14 protein-coding genes and 1 pseudogene are annotated in these 17,463 nt (G+C 61.5%); 10 read left to right on the plus strand and 5 right to left on the minus strand.

Annotated elements, in window-relative coordinates:
• The first annotated feature begins 148 nt into the window (after window positions 1-148).
• From M6G53_RS11050 to rluA, 3 genes are all read left to right on the plus strand, one after another.
• Window positions 149-2,515 (plus strand): DNA polymerase II, encoded by a 2,367-nt coding sequence (locus M6G53_RS11050; protein ID WP_253331276.1) that lies wholly within the window; start codon window positions 149-151, stop codon window positions 2,513-2,515.
• A 247-nt stretch (window positions 2,516-2,762) separates the two neighbouring features.
• The gene (gene rapA, locus M6G53_RS11055) at window positions 2,763-5,669 is read left to right on the plus strand and encodes an RNA polymerase-associated protein RapA (protein ID WP_253331277.1); all 2,907 of its coding nucleotides are present in this window, start codon (window positions 2,763-2,765) and stop codon (window positions 5,667-5,669) included.
• A gap of 56 nt (window positions 5,670-5,725) precedes the next feature.
• The gene (gene rluA, locus M6G53_RS11060; RefSeq protein WP_253331278.1) at window positions 5,726-6,376 is read left to right on the plus strand and encodes a bifunctional tRNA pseudouridine(32) synthase/23S rRNA pseudouridine(746) synthase RluA; all 651 of its coding nucleotides are present in this window, start codon (window positions 5,726-5,728) and stop codon (window positions 6,374-6,376) included.
• Window positions 6,377-6,519: 143 nt separating this feature from the next.
• Here rluA and djlA read toward each other — a convergent pair whose 3' ends face one another.
• On the minus strand, window positions 6,520-7,341 hold the full coding sequence (gene djlA, locus M6G53_RS11065) for a co-chaperone DjlA (protein ID WP_253331279.1): 822 nt from the start codon (window positions 7,339-7,341) through the stop codon (window positions 6,520-6,522).
• A 228-nt stretch (window positions 7,342-7,569) separates the two neighbouring features.
• On the opposite strand from djlA, the gene lptD reads away from it, so the two are divergent.
• The 6 genes from lptD (at window position 7,570) to apaH (ending at window position 14,334) form a co-directional block, all read left to right on the plus strand.
• Complete coding sequence (lptD, locus tag M6G53_RS11070; RefSeq protein WP_253331280.1) at window positions 7,570-9,933, plus strand: LPS assembly protein LptD; 2,364 nt, start codon at window positions 7,570-7,572, stop codon at window positions 9,931-9,933.
• 65 nt (window positions 9,934-9,998) lie between these two features.
• The gene (gene surA, locus M6G53_RS11075) at window positions 9,999-11,300 is read left to right on the plus strand and encodes a peptidylprolyl isomerase SurA (protein WP_253331281.1); all 1,302 of its coding nucleotides are present in this window, start codon (window positions 9,999-10,001) and stop codon (window positions 11,298-11,300) included.
• Window positions 11,287-12,279, plus strand: coding sequence for a 4-hydroxythreonine-4-phosphate dehydrogenase PdxA (gene pdxA / locus M6G53_RS11080; RefSeq protein WP_253331322.1), 993 nt, complete (start codon window positions 11,287-11,289; stop codon window positions 12,277-12,279). The genes surA and pdxA overlap by 14 nt, the downstream gene beginning before the upstream one ends.
• Complete coding sequence (gene rsmA, locus M6G53_RS11085; protein WP_060422426.1) at window positions 12,272-13,090, plus strand: 16S rRNA (adenine(1518)-N(6)/adenine(1519)-N(6))-dimethyltransferase RsmA; 819 nt, start codon at window positions 12,272-12,274, stop codon at window positions 13,088-13,090. Before pdxA ends, rsmA begins: the two co-directional genes overlap by 8 nt.
• Window positions 13,091-13,102: 12 nt before the next feature.
• On the plus strand, window positions 13,103-13,480 hold the full coding sequence (apaG, locus tag M6G53_RS11090; RefSeq protein WP_016929119.1) for a Co2+/Mg2+ efflux facilitator ApaG/CorD: 378 nt from the start codon (window positions 13,103-13,105) through the stop codon (window positions 13,478-13,480).
• A 2-nt stretch (window positions 13,481-13,482) separates the two neighbouring features.
• Window positions 13,483-14,334, plus strand: a complete 852-nt coding sequence (gene apaH / locus M6G53_RS11095; RefSeq protein ID WP_253331282.1) for a bis(5'-nucleosyl)-tetraphosphatase (symmetrical) ApaH — start codon at window positions 13,483-13,485, stop codon at window positions 14,332-14,334.
• Window positions 14,335-14,378: 44 nt separating this feature from the next.
• Here apaH and M6G53_RS11100 read toward each other — a convergent pair.
• From M6G53_RS11100 to M6G53_RS11115, 4 genes and pseudogenes are all read right to left on the minus strand, one after another.
• A pseudogene (locus M6G53_RS11100) lies at window positions 14,379-14,683 on the minus strand (alkaline phosphatase PhoX); the annotation flags it as partial.
• Window positions 14,684-14,800: 117 nt separating this feature from the next.
• Window positions 14,801-15,283: a type 3 dihydrofolate reductase gene (gene folA / locus M6G53_RS11105; protein WP_253331286.1), complete on the minus strand. Its 483-nt coding sequence runs from the start codon at window positions 15,281-15,283 to the stop codon at window positions 14,801-14,803.
• Window positions 15,284-15,426: 143 nt separating this feature from the next.
• Window positions 15,427-15,891 carry a threonine/serine exporter gene (locus tag M6G53_RS11110; protein WP_033637072.1) on the minus strand — a complete coding sequence of 155 codons (465 nt, stop codon included), beginning with the start codon at window positions 15,889-15,891 and terminating at the stop codon, window positions 15,427-15,429.
• Complete coding sequence (locus M6G53_RS11115; RefSeq protein ID WP_253331289.1) at window positions 15,888-16,688, minus strand: threonine/serine exporter family protein; 801 nt, start codon at window positions 16,686-16,688, stop codon at window positions 15,888-15,890. Before M6G53_RS11115 ends, M6G53_RS11110 begins: the two co-directional genes overlap by 4 nt.
• A 127-nt stretch (window positions 16,689-16,815) precedes the next feature.
• On the opposite strand from M6G53_RS11115, the gene M6G53_RS11120 reads away from it, so the two are divergent.
• Window positions 16,816-17,430, plus strand: coding sequence for a LysE family translocator (locus M6G53_RS11120; protein ID WP_015376619.1), 615 nt, complete (start codon window positions 16,816-16,818; stop codon window positions 17,428-17,430).
• The last annotated feature ends 33 nt before the right edge of the window (window positions 17,431-17,463 follow it).

A 17,463-nucleotide genomic window follows, 5' to 3' on the forward strand; every position in this document is an offset into this window, starting at 1 on the left:
ATCGATGAATTGTATGTGCATTTGGCAACGCCCCACGGCGATGGACAATCACTGTATAAAAAACCATACTATAATTTATCTATATTAGCGCCAAAACAAACATCTCGCTGAATGTCGCACACGCCGTCCGGCGGAACACGAAGGGGTTATGACAGCACTGCAACAGGGTTTCCTGCTTACCCGCCACTGGCGCGATACGCCTGCCGGCACCGAGGTCGAATTCTGGCTGGCGACCGACGCGGGCCCGCTTCAGCTGCGCCTGCCGCCGCAAACCTCGGTGGCGTTCATCCCCGCCGAACACAGGCTGCGTGCGGAACTGCTGCTGCGTGAAGAGCGGCAGGCCGAGCTCAAGCCGCTGGCGCTGACGGATTTTCATCACCGCCCGATGCTGGGGCTGTACTGCCGCCAGCACCGTCAGCTCATCAAGCTGGAAAAACTGCTGCGGGACGGTGGCGTTACGGTCTACGAGGCCGACATTCGCCCGCCGGAGCGCTACCTGATGGAGCGCTTCATCACCGCGCCGGTGTGGTTCAGCGGCCAGGGCAACGGCGGCGGGCCGCTGCTCAGCGGCCAGATGAAGCCGGCGCCGGACTATCGCCCGACGCTCAAACTGGTGTCGCTGGATATCGAAACCACCGCCCACGGCGAGCTTTACTCCATCGCGCTGGAAGGCTGCGGCCAACGGCAGGTCTACATGCTGGGGCCGGCCAACGGCGGCGATGCGCCGCTGGATTTCGATCTGGAATACTGCGCCAGCCGCCCCCAGCTGCTGGAACGGTTGAACGCGTGGCTGGAGCGCCACGATCCTGACGCCATCATCGGCTGGAACCTGGTGCAGTTCGATCTGCGGGTGCTGCAAAAGCACGCCGAACGCTACCAGATCCCGCTGCGGCTGGGGCGCGGCGGCAACCTGCTGGAGTGGCGCGAGCACGGCTTCAAACAGAACCACTTTTTCGCCGCCGCCGCCGGCCGCCTGATTATCGACGGCATCGAGGCGCTAAAATCCGCTACCTGGAACTTTCCCTCCTTCAGCCTGGAATACGTTTCGCAGGCGCTGCTGGGCGAAGGCAAGGCGATCGACAACCCTTATCAGCGTATGGCGGAAATAGACCGGCGTTTCGCCGAAGACAAGCCGGCGCTGGCCCGCTACAACCTGAAGGACTGCGAGCTGGTGACGCGCATCTTCGCCAAGGCCGATCTGCTCAACTTCCTGCTGGAGCGCGCCACCGTCACCGGGCTGGCGGCCGATCGCAGCGGCGGATCGGTGGCGGCCTTCAGCCACCTCTATATGCCGCGCATGCATCGCCTGGGCTTTGTCGCTCCCAACCTCGGCGAACAGCCGGAGGAACACAGCCCCGGCGGCTTCGTGATGGATTCCCAACCCGGCCTGTACGACTCGGTGCTGGTGCTGGACTATAAAAGCCTGTATCCGTCGATCATCCGCACCTTTCTGATCGATCCGGTCGGATTGGTGGAAGGCATGCGCCATCCGGACGACGCCGACTCGGTGCCCGGCTTTCGCAACGCCCGCTTCTCGCGCAGCAAACACTGCCTGCCGGCGATCGTCGAGCAGATCTGGCAGGGGCGCGAGGCCGCCAAGCGCCAACACAACAAGCCCCTGTCACAGGCGCTGAAGATCATCATGAACGCGCTGTACGGCGTGCTGGGATCGAGCGGCTGCCGCTTCTTCGATCCGCGGCTGGCGTCGTCGATCACCCTGCGCGGCCACGAGATCATGCGCCAAACCCGCGAGCTGATCGAGACCGAAGGGTATCAGGTGATTTACGGCGATACCGACTCCACCTTCGTGTGGCTGAAGCAGCCACATGACGAGCAGCAGGCGGCGCAGATCGGCCGGGCGCTGGTACAGCGGGTCAACGCCTGGTGGCAGCAGCATCTGCAGCAGCAGTTCGGGCTGGAGAACGCGCTGGAGCTGGAGTTCGAAACCCACTATTCCCGCTTCCTGATGCCGACCATTCGCGGTGCCGAACAGGGCAGCAAAAAACGCTACGCCGGCCTGATCGCACGCGCCGGCGGCGAGGAAGAGATGGTGTACAAAGGCCTGGAAACGGTACGCACCGACTGGACGCCGCTGGCGCAGCAGTTCCAACAGCAGCTCTATCAGCGCATCTTCAAACGGCAGCCCTACCAGGACTATGTGCGCGACTACGTCGGCAAAACCCTGAACGGCGACTTCGACGATCAGCTGGTGTACCGCAAACGCCTGCGCAGAAAGCTCGACGACTATCAGCGCAACGTGCCGCCGCACGCCCGCGCCGCGCGTATCGCCGACGACTACAACCGCAGTCAGGGACGGCCGTTGCAGTATCAAAACGGCGGCTGGATCAGCTACGTGATGACCGTCGCCGGGCCGGAGCCGCTGGAAACGCGCCATTCGCCCATCGACTATCAGCATTACCTCGAACGCCAGCTGCAACCGGTGGCAGACGCTATACTCCCTTTCTTGCACGATGATTTCACCACGCTGGTCACCGGGCAGATGGGGCTGTTTTGAGATTGCGCCAGGTTAAGAAAAATCATCCGGTTTTGCAGGTGACGAACGCGCCGCCTTCCATTACCATAGCGCCCTTCCCAAAACTGAACCACGCTTAGCCCTGCCGTCTCGCGACGTCTGCATGGCGTGAACGGCTATTGCCCGTCAAATTTAAAACAAACCGGGATTAGCAGACGTTCAGTACAGGTGCCGCGGCCCTTCCCGCCCGGTAACAAGACTTACTTACAAAGAATCGAGCCGACAATATATGCCTTTTACTCTTGGTCAACGCTGGATCAGCGACACGGAAAGCGAATTAGGACTGGGCACCGTCGTGGCGCTGGACGCGCGCATGATTACCCTGCTTTTCCCCGCCACCGGTGAAAACCGCCTCTATGCCAGAAACGATTCGCCGATCACCCGCGTGATGTTCAACCCGGGCGATACCGTCAGCAGCCACGAGGGATGGCAGCTGCAGGTGGAAGAGGTGAAAGAGGAAAATGGTCTGTTGACCTATATCGGCACCCGCCAGGACACCCTGGAAAGCGGCGTGGCGATGCGCGAAGTGCTGCTGGACAGCAAGCTGACCTTCAGCAAACCGCAGGATCGCCTGTTCGCCGGCCAGATCGACCGCATGGACCGTTTCGCGCTGCGTTTTCGTGCGCGCAAATACCAGAGCGAGCAGTATCGCCTGCCGTTCGCCGGCCTGCGCGGTATGCGCGCCAGCCTGATCCCGCACCAGCTGCACATCGCCCATGAAGTCGGCCAGCGCCATGCGCCGCGCGTCCTGCTGGCGGACGAAGTCGGCCTCGGCAAAACCATCGAAGCCGGCATGATCATCCACCAGCAGCTGCTGGCGGGCCGCGCCGAGCGCGTGCTGATCGTGGTGCCGGAAACGTTGCAGCACCAGTGGCTGGTAGAGATGATGCGCCGCTTCAACCTCTACTTCTCGCTGTTCGACGACAGCCGCTACGCCGAAGCCAAGCTCGACAGCAGCAACCCGTTCGAAACCGAACAGCTGGTGATCTGCTCGCTGGACTTCGTGCGCCGTAACAAGCAGCGCCTGGAAGAGCTGGCGGACGCCCAGTGGGATCTGCTGGTGGTCGACGAAGCGCACCACCTGGCCTGGAGCGAAGAGGCACCAAGCCGCGAATATCAGGTGATCGAACAGCTGGCCGAACACATTCCCGGCGTGCTGCTGTTGACCGCCACCCCGGAACAGCTGGGCCAGCAGAGCCACTTCGCGCGCCTGCGCCTGCTCGATCCGAACCGTTTCCACGACTACGGCGAGTTCGTCGCCGAGCAGCAGAAATACCGCCCGGTGGCCGACGCCGTCACCCTGCTGCTGAGCGGCGAGCGCCTGGCCGACGACAAGCTGAACCTGCTGGGCGAGCTGATCGACGAGCAGGACATCGAACCGTTGCTCAAAGCCGCCAACAGCGAAGGTGACAACGCCGAGCAGGCGCGTCAGGAGCTGGTTTCCATGCTGATGGATCGCCACGGCACCAGCCGCGTGCTGTTCCGCAACACCCGTAACGGCGTGAAAGGCTTCCCGCACCGCAACCTGCACCAGATCAAGCTGCCGTTGCCAACCCAGTATCAGACCGCGATCAAAGTCTCCGGCATCATGGGCGCCAAGAAGTCCGTCGAAGCGCGCGCGCGCGACATGCTGTACCCGGAGCAGATTTATCAGGAGTTCGAGGGCGAGAACGCCACCTGGTGGAACTTCGACCCGCGCGTCGAGTGGCTGCTGGACTACCTGCTGGCCAACCGCAACGAAAAAGTGCTGGTGATCTGCGCCAAGGCCGACACCGCGCTGCAGCTGGAGCAGGTGTTGCGCGAGCGTGAAGCGATCCGCGCCGCGGTGTTCCACGAAGGGCTGTCGATCATCGAGCGCGACCGCGCTGCCGCCTACTTCGCCTCCGAAGAGGAAGGCGCGCAGGTGCTGCTGTGTTCCGAGATCGGCTCCGAAGGCCGCAACTTCCAGTTCGCCAGCCAGCTGGTGATGTTCGATCTGCCGTTCAACCCGGATCTGCTGGAACAGCGTATCGGCCGTTTGGACCGTATCGGCCAGATGCACGATATCCAAATCATGGTGCCTTACCTGGAGCACACCGCGCAGGCGGTGCTGGGACGTTGGTTCCACGAGGGGCTGGACGCCTTCGAACACACCTGCCCGACCGGCCGCACCATCTACGACAGCTGCTACGAGCAGTTGATCGGCTATCTGGCCGCGCCGACCGAGCAGGAAGGCCTGGACGAATTCATCCACGCCTGCCGCCAGCAGCACGATCAATTGAAAACGCAGCTGGAACAGGGCCGCGACCGCCTGCTGGAGATGCACTCCAACGGCGGCGACAAGGCCCAGGCGCTGGCTGCCGCCATCGCCGAGCAGGATAACGACGTCAACCTGGTAGGCTTCGCGCTCAACCTGTTCGACATCGTCGGCATCAATCAGGAAGACCGCAGCGACAACCTGATCGTACTGACGCCGTCCGATCATATGCTGGTGCCGGACTTCCCGGGCCTGCCGCAGGACGGCTGCACCGTCACTTTCGACCGCGACCAGGCGCTGTCGCGCGAAGACGCGCAGTTCGTCAGTTGGGAGCATCCGATCATCCGCAACGGCCTGGATCTGATCCTGTCCGGCGATACCGGCAGCTGTGCGGTATCTCTGTTGAAAAACAAAGCGTTGCCGGTCGGCACCCTGCTGGTTGAGCTGGTCTATGTGGTGGAAGCCCAGGCGCCGAAGCACCTGCAGCTGACCCGCTTCCTGCCGCCGACGCCGATCCGCATGCTGATGGACCGCAAGGGCACCAACCTGGCGGCGCAGGTCGAGTTCGAAAGCTTCAACCGCCAGCTGAACGCGGTCAACCGCCACACCTCCAGCAAGCTGGTCAACGCCGTGCAGCAAGACGTGCACGCCATGCTGCAGCAGGCGGAAAGCCTGGTGGAAGCGCAGGCGCGCACGCTTATCGAGCAGGCGAAGCAACAGGCGGACGACAAGCTGAGCGCCGAGTTGGCGCGTCTGGAAGCGCTGAAGGCGGTCAACCCGAACATCCGCGACGACGAAGTCGAAACGCTGGAGTTCAATCGCCGTCAGGTGCTGGCCAACCTCAATGAAGCCGGCTGGCGCCTGGACGCCATTCGTCTGGTGGTCGTCACCCACCAGTAACCGGCGCGACGCGGGGAGGCAACCGCCTCCCCGTTCGGCCTTTTCGCGGAGCCAAGATGGAACCCTACAATCCCCCGCAGGACCCGCTGCACATCCTGTATCAGGATGAACACATCATGGTGGTGAACAAGCCCAGCGGCTTGCTGTCGGTGCCCGGCCGCGCGCCGGAAAACAAAGACAGTCTGATGACCCGCATTCAGGCCGATCACCCGGCCGCCGAGTCGGTGCACCGGCTGGACATGGCCACCAGCGGGGTGATCGTGGTGGCGCTCAACAAGGCCGCCGAGCGCGAGCTGAAGCGTCAGTTTCGCGAGCGCGAACCAAAGAAATCCTATATCGCCCGCGTTTGGGGGCATATGGAACATGACGAAGGGCTGGTGGATTTACCGCTGATCTGTGACTGGCCGAATCGGCCGCTGCAAAAGGTCTGTTTTGACACCGGCAAAGCGGCGCAAACGGAGTATCGGGTGCTGTCGCGCGACGCCGACGGCAGCACGCGCGTGATGCTGACGCCGATCACCGGCCGCTCGCACCAGCTGCGGGTGCACATGCTGGCGCTGGGACATCCGATCCTCGGCGACGGTTTCTACGCCCCGCCGGCGGCCAAGGCGATGGCGCCGCGGCTACAGCTGCATGCGCAAGAGCTGCGCATCACCCACCCCGCCTTCCAGACGCCGATGCACTTTCGCGCCGAGCCGGATTTCTGAGCTCATCACCCAGGGATACCCTAAATAATTCGAGTTGCAGGAAGGCGGCAACCAAGCGCAGCCCCGGGAGCGTACAAAAAGTACGTGACCGGGGTAAGCGCGGGCAGCCAACGCACCTGCAGCTCGAAATATGACGCGTATCGTTATTTGAAGCCTTTCTCGCGTTTGATCAGGTCATACGCCGCCTGGATCTCCTGCGCTTTCTGCTTGGCCATTTCCATCATCTGCGGCGGCAAGCCTTTCGCCACCAGCTTATCCGGATGGTGTTCACTCATCAGCTTGCGGTAGGCGCGCTTGATGGTGGCGGCATCGTCGCTGCTGCGCACGCCGAGCACCTTGCACGCATCGTCAAGCGTCGGGCCGCGCTGCGCCTGCTGATAGCTGCCCTGCGAATATCCGCCCTGCTGACCGCCGCCGAACTGGCGCCCGCCTTCCATCATGCTGAGGAACTGATCGAACTGCGCACGCGATATGCCCAGCTCTTCGGCGATGACGTACAGCACCTGGCGTTCGTTCGGGTGCAGCGAGCCGTCGGCGAACGCCGCCTGAATCTGAATTTCCAGAAACATCCGAATCAGATCGAAGCGGCCGAAACAGATGCTGCGGAACTGCTGCAGCGTCTCACGCAGCGGGAACTGGCTCTGCTTGCCCTCGCGGAACGCCTGCTGCGCCGCGGTGCGCGCTTCGCCGTGCAGCTGCAGGCGGTCCATGAACAGGCTGGCGATCTGGATATCCGCCTCGGTGACGCGTCCTTTGGATTTGGTCAGGTGGCCCATCACCTGAAAAGTGGTGCGGAAAAACAGCGTTTGCCGCGTTTGCTGGTCGGTGAAGAACCCCCGGCTGCGCTTGTTGCTGCGCGCCGTATCGATCATATGACCGATAATCAGCCCCAGAACTACACCCCAGAATCCCGCGCCAGACCAGATGGCGACGATGACGCCGAGCAGTTTTCCCCAATACTGCATATACTCCTCAATTATCATGCCGAAAGCCGCCCACTCCCCTTCGCTTCAGGAAAGGGTGCAGGCGATTTTTCCTAGAATTTGGATTATCATACCTGTCATTTATCTTTGCGCCTAACGACGACGCAAGTAAACGGCTGGATTTAGCACTAGCGCAACGCAGATGAGTAATATAGTCTCTGACCGTTTGCCGGACATGACGCCTCTGATGACGGAACACCAAAACCGCGTATGAAAAAAAGTTTCCCAACACTGCTGGCCACGATGATTTGGACGGCACTCTACAGTCAGCATGCGCTGGCTGATCTGGCCGAGCAATGCATGCTTGGCGTCCCTGTTTACGACAAGCCGCTGGTCAGCGGCGATCCAAACAGCCAACCGGTGACCATCAATGCCGATGACTCGCGCGCCGACTACCCGAAAAGCGCCCTGTTCAGCGGCAACGTGCGCGTCGAGCAGGGTAACAGCACCCTGACCGCCAAAGAAGTCGAGCTGAACCAAGCGCAAAACCCCGGCCAGACAGAGCCGGTACGCACCGTCACCGCCACCGGCGACGTGCACTACAGCGACAATCAGATCAAACTGAAAGGCCCGAAGGCCTGGTCGAACCTGAATACCAAAGATACTGACGTCTATCAAGGCGACTACCAAATGGTAGGCCGTCAGGGGCGTGGCGACGCCGACAAGATGAAAATGCGCGGCGCCAACCGTTACACCATTCTGGAAAACGGCACCTTTACCTCCTGTCTGCCGGGCGACGACAGCTGGAGTGTGGTCGGCTCCGAAGTGATCCACGATCGCGAAGAGCAGGTGGCGGAAGTATGGAACGCCCGCTTCCGCATCGGCGGCGTGCCGGTGTTCTACAGCCCTTACCTGCAGCTGCCGGTCGGCGACAAGCGCCGTTCCGGCTTCCTGATCCCGAACGCCAAATACGGCAGCAACAACGGCTTCGAGTTCATGTTGCCGTACTACTGGAACATCGCGCCAAACTACGACGCCACCATCACGCCGCACTATATGTCCAAGCGCGGCCTGCAGTGGCAGACCGAGTTCCGTTATCTGGTGCAGCCGGGCCTCGGCCTGATGGAGTTCGACTGGCTGCCGGACGACAAAGAGTACGGCAAAGACAATGACGACAGCAAACGCTGGCTGTTCTACTGGAACCACAACGGTGTGATGGATCAGGTGTGGCGCTTCAACGTCGACTACACCAAGGTCAGCGATTACAAATACTTCACCGATCTGGACTCCAAGTACGGCTCCACCACCGACGGCTACGCCACGCAGAAATTCAGCCTCGGCTACGCCAACGAGAACTGGAACGCCACGCTGAGCTCCAAGCAGTTCCAGATCTTCGACAATACCGACCGCACCTGGTCACAGACCTACAAGGTGCAGCCGCAGCTGGATCTGAACTACTACAAAAATGACCTCGGCCCGTTCGATTTCCATATTTACGGCCAGGCGGCCAAGTTCACCAGCGTCAACCCGTATAGCCCGGACGCCACCCGTCTGCACATGGAGCCGACGCTCAACCTGCCGCTGACCAACGGCTGGGCCAGCCTGAACACCGAAGCCAAGGTGATGGCGACCCACTACCAGCAGAGTATTCCTGACGGTTTCGCCGCCAACTACAGTATGCGTAATCCAGGTGCAACGGCACCGACCTTGGATGACTCGGTCAACCGCGTATTGCCGCAGTTCAAGGTCGACGGCAAGCTGGTGTTCGAACGGCCGATGATCTGGGCCGAAGGCGCCACCCAGACGCTGGAGCCGCGCGTACAGTATCTGTACGTGCCGTACCGCGACCAGAGCAACATCTACACCTACGACAGCACGCTGCTGCAGACCGACTACTCCGGCCTGTTCCGCGACCGCACTTACAGCGGCCTGGATCGCATCGCATCGCAGAACCGCGTGTCTACCGGTTTGACCACCCGCATCTATGATGACGCGCTGGTGGAACGTTTTAACGCTTCCGTGGGTCAAATCTACTACTTCAGTCGCTCGCGCACCGGCGACCAGATGACGAACTTCGATAACAACGATAATACCGGCAGCGTGGCCTGGGCCGGCGATACCTATTGGAAGATCGACGATCGTTGGGGCCTGCGCGGCGGCCTGCAGTACGACACCCGCCTGAACAGCGTCTCGCTGGGCAACGGCGTGCTGGAGTACCGCCAGGACGCCGAGCGTGTGGTGCAGCTGAACTACCGTTACGCCACGCCGGAATATATCCAGACGGCGCTGAACACCAACCAGGTTCCGGCCTACCAGGACGGCATTTCGCAGGTGGGCATCACCGGCAGTTGGCCGATCGCCGATCGTTGGGCAGTGGTCGGGGCGTATTACTACGACACCCGCGCCAAGCAGTCCGCCGATCAGCTGTTGGGGCTGAAGTACAACACCTGCTGCTGGGCGGTGACCCTGGGCTATGAGCGCAAGATCACCGACTGGAACACCAGCAACAATACCAGCGTTTACGACAACAGAGTTTCGTTCAACGTCGAACTGCGCGGCCTGAGCAGCGATCATAGTCTCGGCTCCGCAGAAATGCTGCGCTCCGGCATTCTGCCGTATCAGCGCGCATTCTGACGCTTTGCAACACTTTGAAAACGAGAACTTTCACCCGCATTTGCGGATTACATAATGGGAAATGTATGAAGAACTGGAGAACGCTTATTCTCGGATTGGTGGTTTGCGCCAATGCCGCGTTCGCAGCACCCCAAGAAGTGGATAAAGTCGCCGCCGTCGTGGATAACGGCGTGGTACTCGAAAGCGACGTCAACGGTCTGTTGCAGTCGGTGAAGCTCAACGCCCAACAGGCCGGCCAACAGCTGCCGGACGACAAGACGCTGCGCCATCAGATCATCGAACGTCTGATCATGGATAACATCCAGCTGCAGATGGCCAAGAAAATGGGCATCACCGTGTCCGACGCCGATCTGGACAAGGCGATCGCCAACATCGCCGCACAAAACAAGATGAGCGTCGATCAGCTGCGCAGCCGTCTGTCGTACGAAGGGTTGAACTACAACACCTACCGCTCGCAGATCCGCAAAGAGATGCTGATCTCCGAAGTGCGTAACAACGAAGTACGCCGCCGCGTCACCATCCTGCCGCAGGAAGTGGACGCGCTGGCCAAACAGGTGGGCGAGCAGAACGGCAGCGACACCGAAATGAACATCAGTCACATCCTGATCCCGCTGCCGGAGAACCCGTCGCAGCAGCAGGTCGACAAAGCGGAAGAGCTGGCTAAACGCCTGGTGGGCGAGATCAACAACGGCGCCGACTTCGGCAAGCTGGCGATCACCTACTCCGCCGACTCTCAGGCGCTGAAAGGCGGCAACATGGGCTGGGGCAAGCTGCAAGAGATCCCGACCCTGTTCGCGGAACGTCTGGTGAGCGCCAAGAAAGGCGACATCGTCGGGCCAATCCGTTCCGGCGTCGGCTTCCACATCCTGAAAGTGAACGACATCCGCGGCGCCAGCCAGTCGGTGTCGGTCACCGAAGTGCACGCCCGCCACATCCTGCTGAAACCGTCGGTGGTGCTGACCGACGATCAGGCACGCGCCAAGCTGCAATCCGTCGCCGAAGCGATCAAGAGCGGCCACGCCAAGTTTGCCGACGAGGCCAAACAGCTGTCGCAGGATCCGGGTTCCGCCATGCAGGGCGGCGATCTGGGCTGGGCTTCCCCGGACATCTACGATCCGGCCTTCCGCGATGCACTGCTGAAGCTGAGCAAGGGTGAAATCAGCGCGCCGGTCCACTCCTCCTTCGGTTGGCACCTGATCCAGCTGCTGGATACCCGTCAGGTGGATAAGACCGACGCCGCGCAAAAAGATCGCGCATACCGCATGCTGTTCAACCGTAAGTTCGCCGAAGAAGCGCAGACCTGGATGCAGGAACAGCGCGCCCAGGCTTACGTGAAGATCCTCGATGGCAGCGATGCACAACAATAAGCGCGTCGTCATTACCCCCGGCGAACCCGCCGGGGTAGGGCCGGATTTGGTGGCAGCGCTGGCACAACAGGATTGGCCTGTTGAGCTGGTGGTGTGCGCCGATCCGGCCCTGCTGCTTGAACGCGCCCAGCGCTTGGGCCTGCCGCTGACGCTGCGCGACTACCAGCCGCAGCAACCGGCCGAAGCGCAACGCGCCGGCACGCTGACCGTGCTGCCGGTGCCGCTCGCTCACCCGGTCACCGCCGGGGAGCTGAACGTCGGCAACAGCGCCTACGTGGTGGAAACTCTGGCACGCGCCTGCGACGGCTGCCTGAACGGCGAATTCGCCGCGCTGATCACCGGCCCGGTGAACAAGGGCGTGATCAACGACGCCGGCGTGCCGTTTATCGGCCATACCGAATTCTTTGCCGATCGCAGCCGCTGCGATCGCGTGGTGATGATGCTCGCGACCGAAGAGCTGCGCGTGGCGCTGGCGACCACCCACCTGCCGCTGCTGGCGGTGCCGGGCGCCATCACCCAACAGAGCCTGTTCGAAGTCATCCGCATCCTCGACCACGATCTGAAAACCAAATTTGGCATCGCCCGGCCGCACATTTACGTTTGCGGTCTGAACCCCCACGCCGGGGAAGGCGGCCATATGGGGCACGAAGAGATAGACACCATCATCCCGGCGCTCGATGCGCTGCGCGCTGACGGCATCCATCTTGTCGGCCCGCTGCCGGCGGACACCCTGTTCCAGCCCAAATATCTGCAAGATGCCGATGCGGTGCTGGCGATGTATCACGATCAGGGGCTGCCGGTGCTAAAATACCAAGGGTTCGGCCGCGCGGTGAATATCACCCTCGGTTTGCCTTTCATACGCACCTCGGTCGACCACGGTACCGCTCTGGAACTGGCCGGCACCGGCACCGCCGATGTCGGCAGTTTCCAAACGGCCCTGAATCTCGCCATTAAAATGATAATTAATTGTAATGAATAACAGAGTCCACCAAGGGCACTTTGCCCGCAAACGCTTTGGACAAAACTTTTTAACCGATCAGTTTGTCATCGATAGCATTGTCTCCGCCATTCACCCGCAGCCGGGCGAAGCGGTGGTCGAGATCGGCCCCGGCCTCGGTGCCCTGACCGAGCCGGTCGGCGCACGCATGGACCGCATGACGGTGATCGAACTGGACCGCGATCTGGCCACCCGGCTGGAGAACCACCCGCGGCTGAAAGACAAGCTGACCATCCACCAGCAGGACGCCATGACGGTGAATTTCGCCGAACTGGCCGAGGAAGCTGGCCAACCGCTGCGCGTATTTGGTAACCTGCCGTACAATATTTCGACGCCGCTGATGTTCCACCTTTTCAGCTATACTCAGGCAATCCGCGACATGCACTTTATGTTGCAAAAAGAGGTGGTCAACCGTCTGGTGGCCGGCCCGAACAGCAAGGCCTACGGGCGTTTGACCGTGATGGCGCAGTACTACTGCAACGTCATTCCGGTGCTGGAAGTGCCGCCGACCGCGTTCGCGCCGCCGCCGAAGGTCGATTCCGCCGTGGTGCGCCTGGTGCCGCACAGCGTGCTGCCGAACCCGGTGGGCGACGTGCGCATGCTGAGCCGCATCACCACGCAGGCGTTCAACCAGCGGCGGAAAACCATCCGCAATAGCCTGGGCGACCTGTTCACGCCGGAGCAGCTGACGGAGCTGGGCGTCGATCCTTCGCTCAGAGCAGAAAATATTTCTGTGGCGCAGTACTGTAAGCTGGCGAACTGGCTGTCAGCCAATCCGACGCCGCAGCAATAAGGAGTTGTTGTCATGATCGATTCGCCCCGCGTGTGTATTCAGGTTCAGAGCATCTATGTGGAATCACAGTCGATCCCTGAAGAAGAGCGTTACGTCTTCGCCTATACCATCACCATCCGCAATCTGGGGCGGACCGACGTGCAACTGCTGGGCCGCTACTGGCTGATCACCAACAGCAACGGCCGCCAAACCGAAGTTCAGGGTGAAGGCGTGATCGGCGAACAGCCCGTCATTCCGCCCGGCGGAGAGTTTCAGTACACCAGCGGCGCCATTCTGGAAACGCCGCTGGGCACCATGGAAGGCCATTACGAAATGGTGGACCATCAGGGTCAGCCGTTCCGCACCGCTATTCCCGTGTTTCGCTTAGCCATTCCAACGCTGATCCATTAATTATGTCGACATACCTTATCGGCGACGTTCACGGCTGTTTCGATGAACTGAAGTCGCTGCTGGCTCAGGCTGCTTTCGATCCCGAGCGCGATCAACTGTGGCTGACCGGCGATCTGGTGGCGCGCGGCCCCGCCTCGCTGGACGTGCTGCGCTACGTGCGCTCGCTCGGCCCGGCGGTGCGCATGGTGCTGGGCAACCACGATCTGCACCTGCTGGCGGTGTACGCCGGCATCAGCCGCAACAAACCCAAAGATCGCATCACCCCGCTGCTGGAGGCGCCGGACGCCGACGAGCTGATCAACTGGCTGCGCCGCCAACCGGTGCTGCAGGTGGACGATGAGCAAAAGCTGGTGATGGCCCACGCCGGCATCACCCCGCAGTGGGATATCGACACCGCGAAAATGTGCGCGCGCGAAGTGGAAGCGGTATTGAGCAGCGACAGCTACCCGCTGTTCCTCGACGCCATGTACGGCGACATGCCGAACAACTGGGCGCCGGAGCTGAGCGGCCTGGCGCGTCTGCGTTTCAGCACCAATGCATTCACGCGCATGCGCTACTGCTTCCCCAACGGCCAGCTCGACATGATCTGCAAAGATGCGCCGGGCACAGCACCCGCGCCGCTGAAGCCGTGGTTCGAGCTGCCGCGCCTGGTCGATCCGGAATACACCATCGTCTTCGGCCACTGGGCCTCGCTGGAAGGCAAGGGCACGCCGGAAGGCGTGATCGGGCTGGATACCGGCTGTTGCTGGGGTGGCGATTTGACGATGCTGCGCTGGGAAGACCGCCGTTACTTCACGCAGCCCGCCAACCGTGGCGAGGCACCTGACCACGCCGGCAGATTGGCCGCGTCCTGAAAACATAAAGGCGACCTTGGGCCGCCTTGGTGCTCTTTACCGCCTTATGCTCCAATCACCCCGCCATCTTCACGCGTGATCATCAACACCGATGAACGCGGGCGCGAGCTGTTGTTCGGGAAGTGCGAATCGCCCTCTTCTCCCGGGTGCTGCACGTCGACGAACATCGTCTTGTCGTCCGGAGCGAAAGTGATGCCGGTCAGCTCGCAGGACTTCGGCCCCACCATGAAACGGCGAATTAGCCGCTGACCGGATCGCCCACCAACAGCTGGTTGTTGCCCTGCCCGACCTAATCGCCCTTGTTGCTGTACTTGCCATCGGCGAGGATCCACAGGTGGCCGGGGCGCTCGGAGTTGGGCTTCATACTAATCAGGTAATGTGACGGAAAGGTTACGCCCGGCAGGCGCAAAAAGACCGGGGGCGCAATTGCTTGCGCCCCCGGGGAGAGTTGGCTAACGCGCTGAAATCAACGGCGCTGCAGGATTTCGAAGCAGTAGCTGTGCGAATTCAGATCGTCGGCGTCGTGGAACTCGCTGAACGTGGTTTCCCACTCGTCCGGCTCGTAATCCGGGAAGTGAGTATCGCCGCCGACCTCGGCGTCGATGTGCGTCAGGTACAGACGATCGGCGCGCGGCAGCAGCTGGGTATAGATGCGCCCACCGCCGATCACCATCACTTCTTCCACGTCGCCGGCGGCGGCCAACGCCTCATCCAGCGAGGTCACCCAGGTCACCCCGGCGGCACTGCCCGGACGGCTGCTCAAAACGATATTGTGGCGGCCCGGCAGCGGGCGGCCAATGGACTCGAAGGTCTTGCGGCCCATAATAACCGGCTTATTCAACGTGTTGCGTTTAAACCACGCCAGGTCCGCCGGCAGGTGCCACGGCATGGCGTTTTCCATGCCAATAACGCGATCCGCCGCCAAGGCAGCGATCAGGCTGATAATCATTGTTTAACCCTGTGTAGGCAGCAAAATTGGTGACACTATACGTAAAGGCCTGAGTGCCGTCGATAGGCTAATCGAGCAAGATGAATATATAAGATAGCTCTTATCAGCATATCTAATAACCAACGATCTCCCGCCGGGAGATTTCACACGCCGGGGCGTTTGCGGTACAGCCACAGGCCCGGCAACGACAGGCCGATCGACAACGCGCCGACGATAAAACTGGCCTTGAGGAAGTTGGTGATCATGGTCTCCATCAAGGCTTCGCTGTAGCCGAGATGCGAGATCTCTACCACAGTTATCATCGCGGTATAGGCGGAAATGCCGGGGAACATCGGGATCACCGCCGCCACGGTGAACACCTTCGGGTGCGCCAGCAGCCAGCGCGACCAGTAGATGCCGATGATGCCGATCAGGATCGCCGCCAGCAGCGAGGCCCACTCGATATTCATGCCGCCGTGCATCATCAGCATGCGCGAGCCGCGCCCGATTGCGCCGAGCAACGCGCAATAGCGCAGCGCGCGCAGCGGCACGTTGAACACCATGGCGAAGCCCAGCGCCGGCACCGCCGCCAACAGCATCTCCTGCAACAAGGCCCACAACAGGCTCATGACCACCCCCGCAGATCCCACAGCGACATCGCCATCACCACCCCGATGCAGGTCGCCAGCGTCAGCAGGCTGGCCATCGCCCAGCGCGCCAGCCCGGTATTGACGTGCCCCTTGAACATGTCGGCCACCGCATTGATCAGCGGGAAGCCCGGCACCAGCAGCAGCACGCTGGCGGCCATCGCCACGCTCGAGGTGTCTTTAAACGCCGGCAGGCGCAGCAGCAGTCCGGAGATCGAGGTAGCGACAAACGCCGTCAGGCAAAAATTGATCAGCGGATTCATATGACGGGCGGTGAGGATCTGGCGCACCAGCATCGCCGTGCCGCTGGCGATAAAGGTCACCAGGAAGGCGTCGCCGCCGCCGCCGTTGAGCATGCTGAAGCACCCACAGGACAACCCCACCATCAGCACCACCAGGGCGCGCGGGTAGCGCAACGGCCGGATCCTGTCGAAACGGCGCGCCACGTCGTGCGCATCCGCCAGGTGGTGCTCGGCGAGGATCACGATATGCTGCACTTCGGTCACCACCTGCATATTGATGCCGCGATCGACGTTCTTGCGGGTAGTGGTCAGGCAGGCGCCGTGGCTGAGGGTGGTCAGCACCACCGCATTGGCGGAGATCGAGCTTTCCACGCTATCCATCCCCAGCGCCAGCCCCAGACGGGTCGACAGCTGTTCCACCACCGTGCTCTCGGCACCGTGCTGCAACAGCAGCAGCGCGCATTGAATGCACAGGCGAGTAATTTCGCGCTGTTGCCGGTGCGGCTCCGGCAGGTCTGTGGCGTTAGTCTGCTGCATGGTGCTCCGTCGCTGGCGATAGATGAATAATTATCATAGAGCCTAACAATACCTCATTGGGTTGATGCGCATCAGAAGAAGCGGCGTTATTATCGCCAGAATTCTGCCTTTTGCGCGAGACGCTCCCATGCTTGAAACTTCGCTGTTTGTCGCCGGCATCGCCGCCCTCGGCATGCTCTCCCCGGGCCCGGATTTTTTCCTGGTGATCAAAAACGCCGCCCGCTATCCGCGGCTGGCCGCCATGATGACCGCCTTCGGCGTGATCTGCGGCGTCGCCACCCACATGTCCTACTGCGTCGCCGGGCTGGCGGTGGTGATCACCACCACGCCGTGGCTGTTCAACCTGCTGAAATACGCCGGGGCGGTCTATCTGGTGTGGATCGGCATCCAGGCGCTGCTGTCGCGTGGCGGTGGCAAAATGAACGTCAGCAATCTGCCGCAGCAGCAGGTCAGCCTGAAGAGCGCCTTTGCGCAGGGCTACCTGTGCAACCTGCTGAACCCGAAGGCCACCCTGTTCTTCCTGGCGGTATTCACCCAGGTGTTGCAGATCGATTCCGGCCTGGGCGACAAACTGTGGTACGCGGGGATTATTCTCGGCCTGTCGGTCATCTGGTGGCCACTGCTGGTGTTCCTGATCCAGAGCGGGCCGGTGCGCCGCGGGTTGGAAAAAACCCAGAAGATCGTCGACAAGCTGCTGGGCGGCATGCTGATCGCCTTAGGCATCAAGGTCGCACTGAGCTAAGCAAAAAAAACGGGGCGCCATCACGGCGCCCCT

It is taken from the genome of Serratia nevei, from assembly GCF_024160145.1.
GTDB lineage: Bacteria > Pseudomonadota > Gammaproteobacteria > Enterobacterales > Enterobacteriaceae > Serratia > Serratia nevei_A.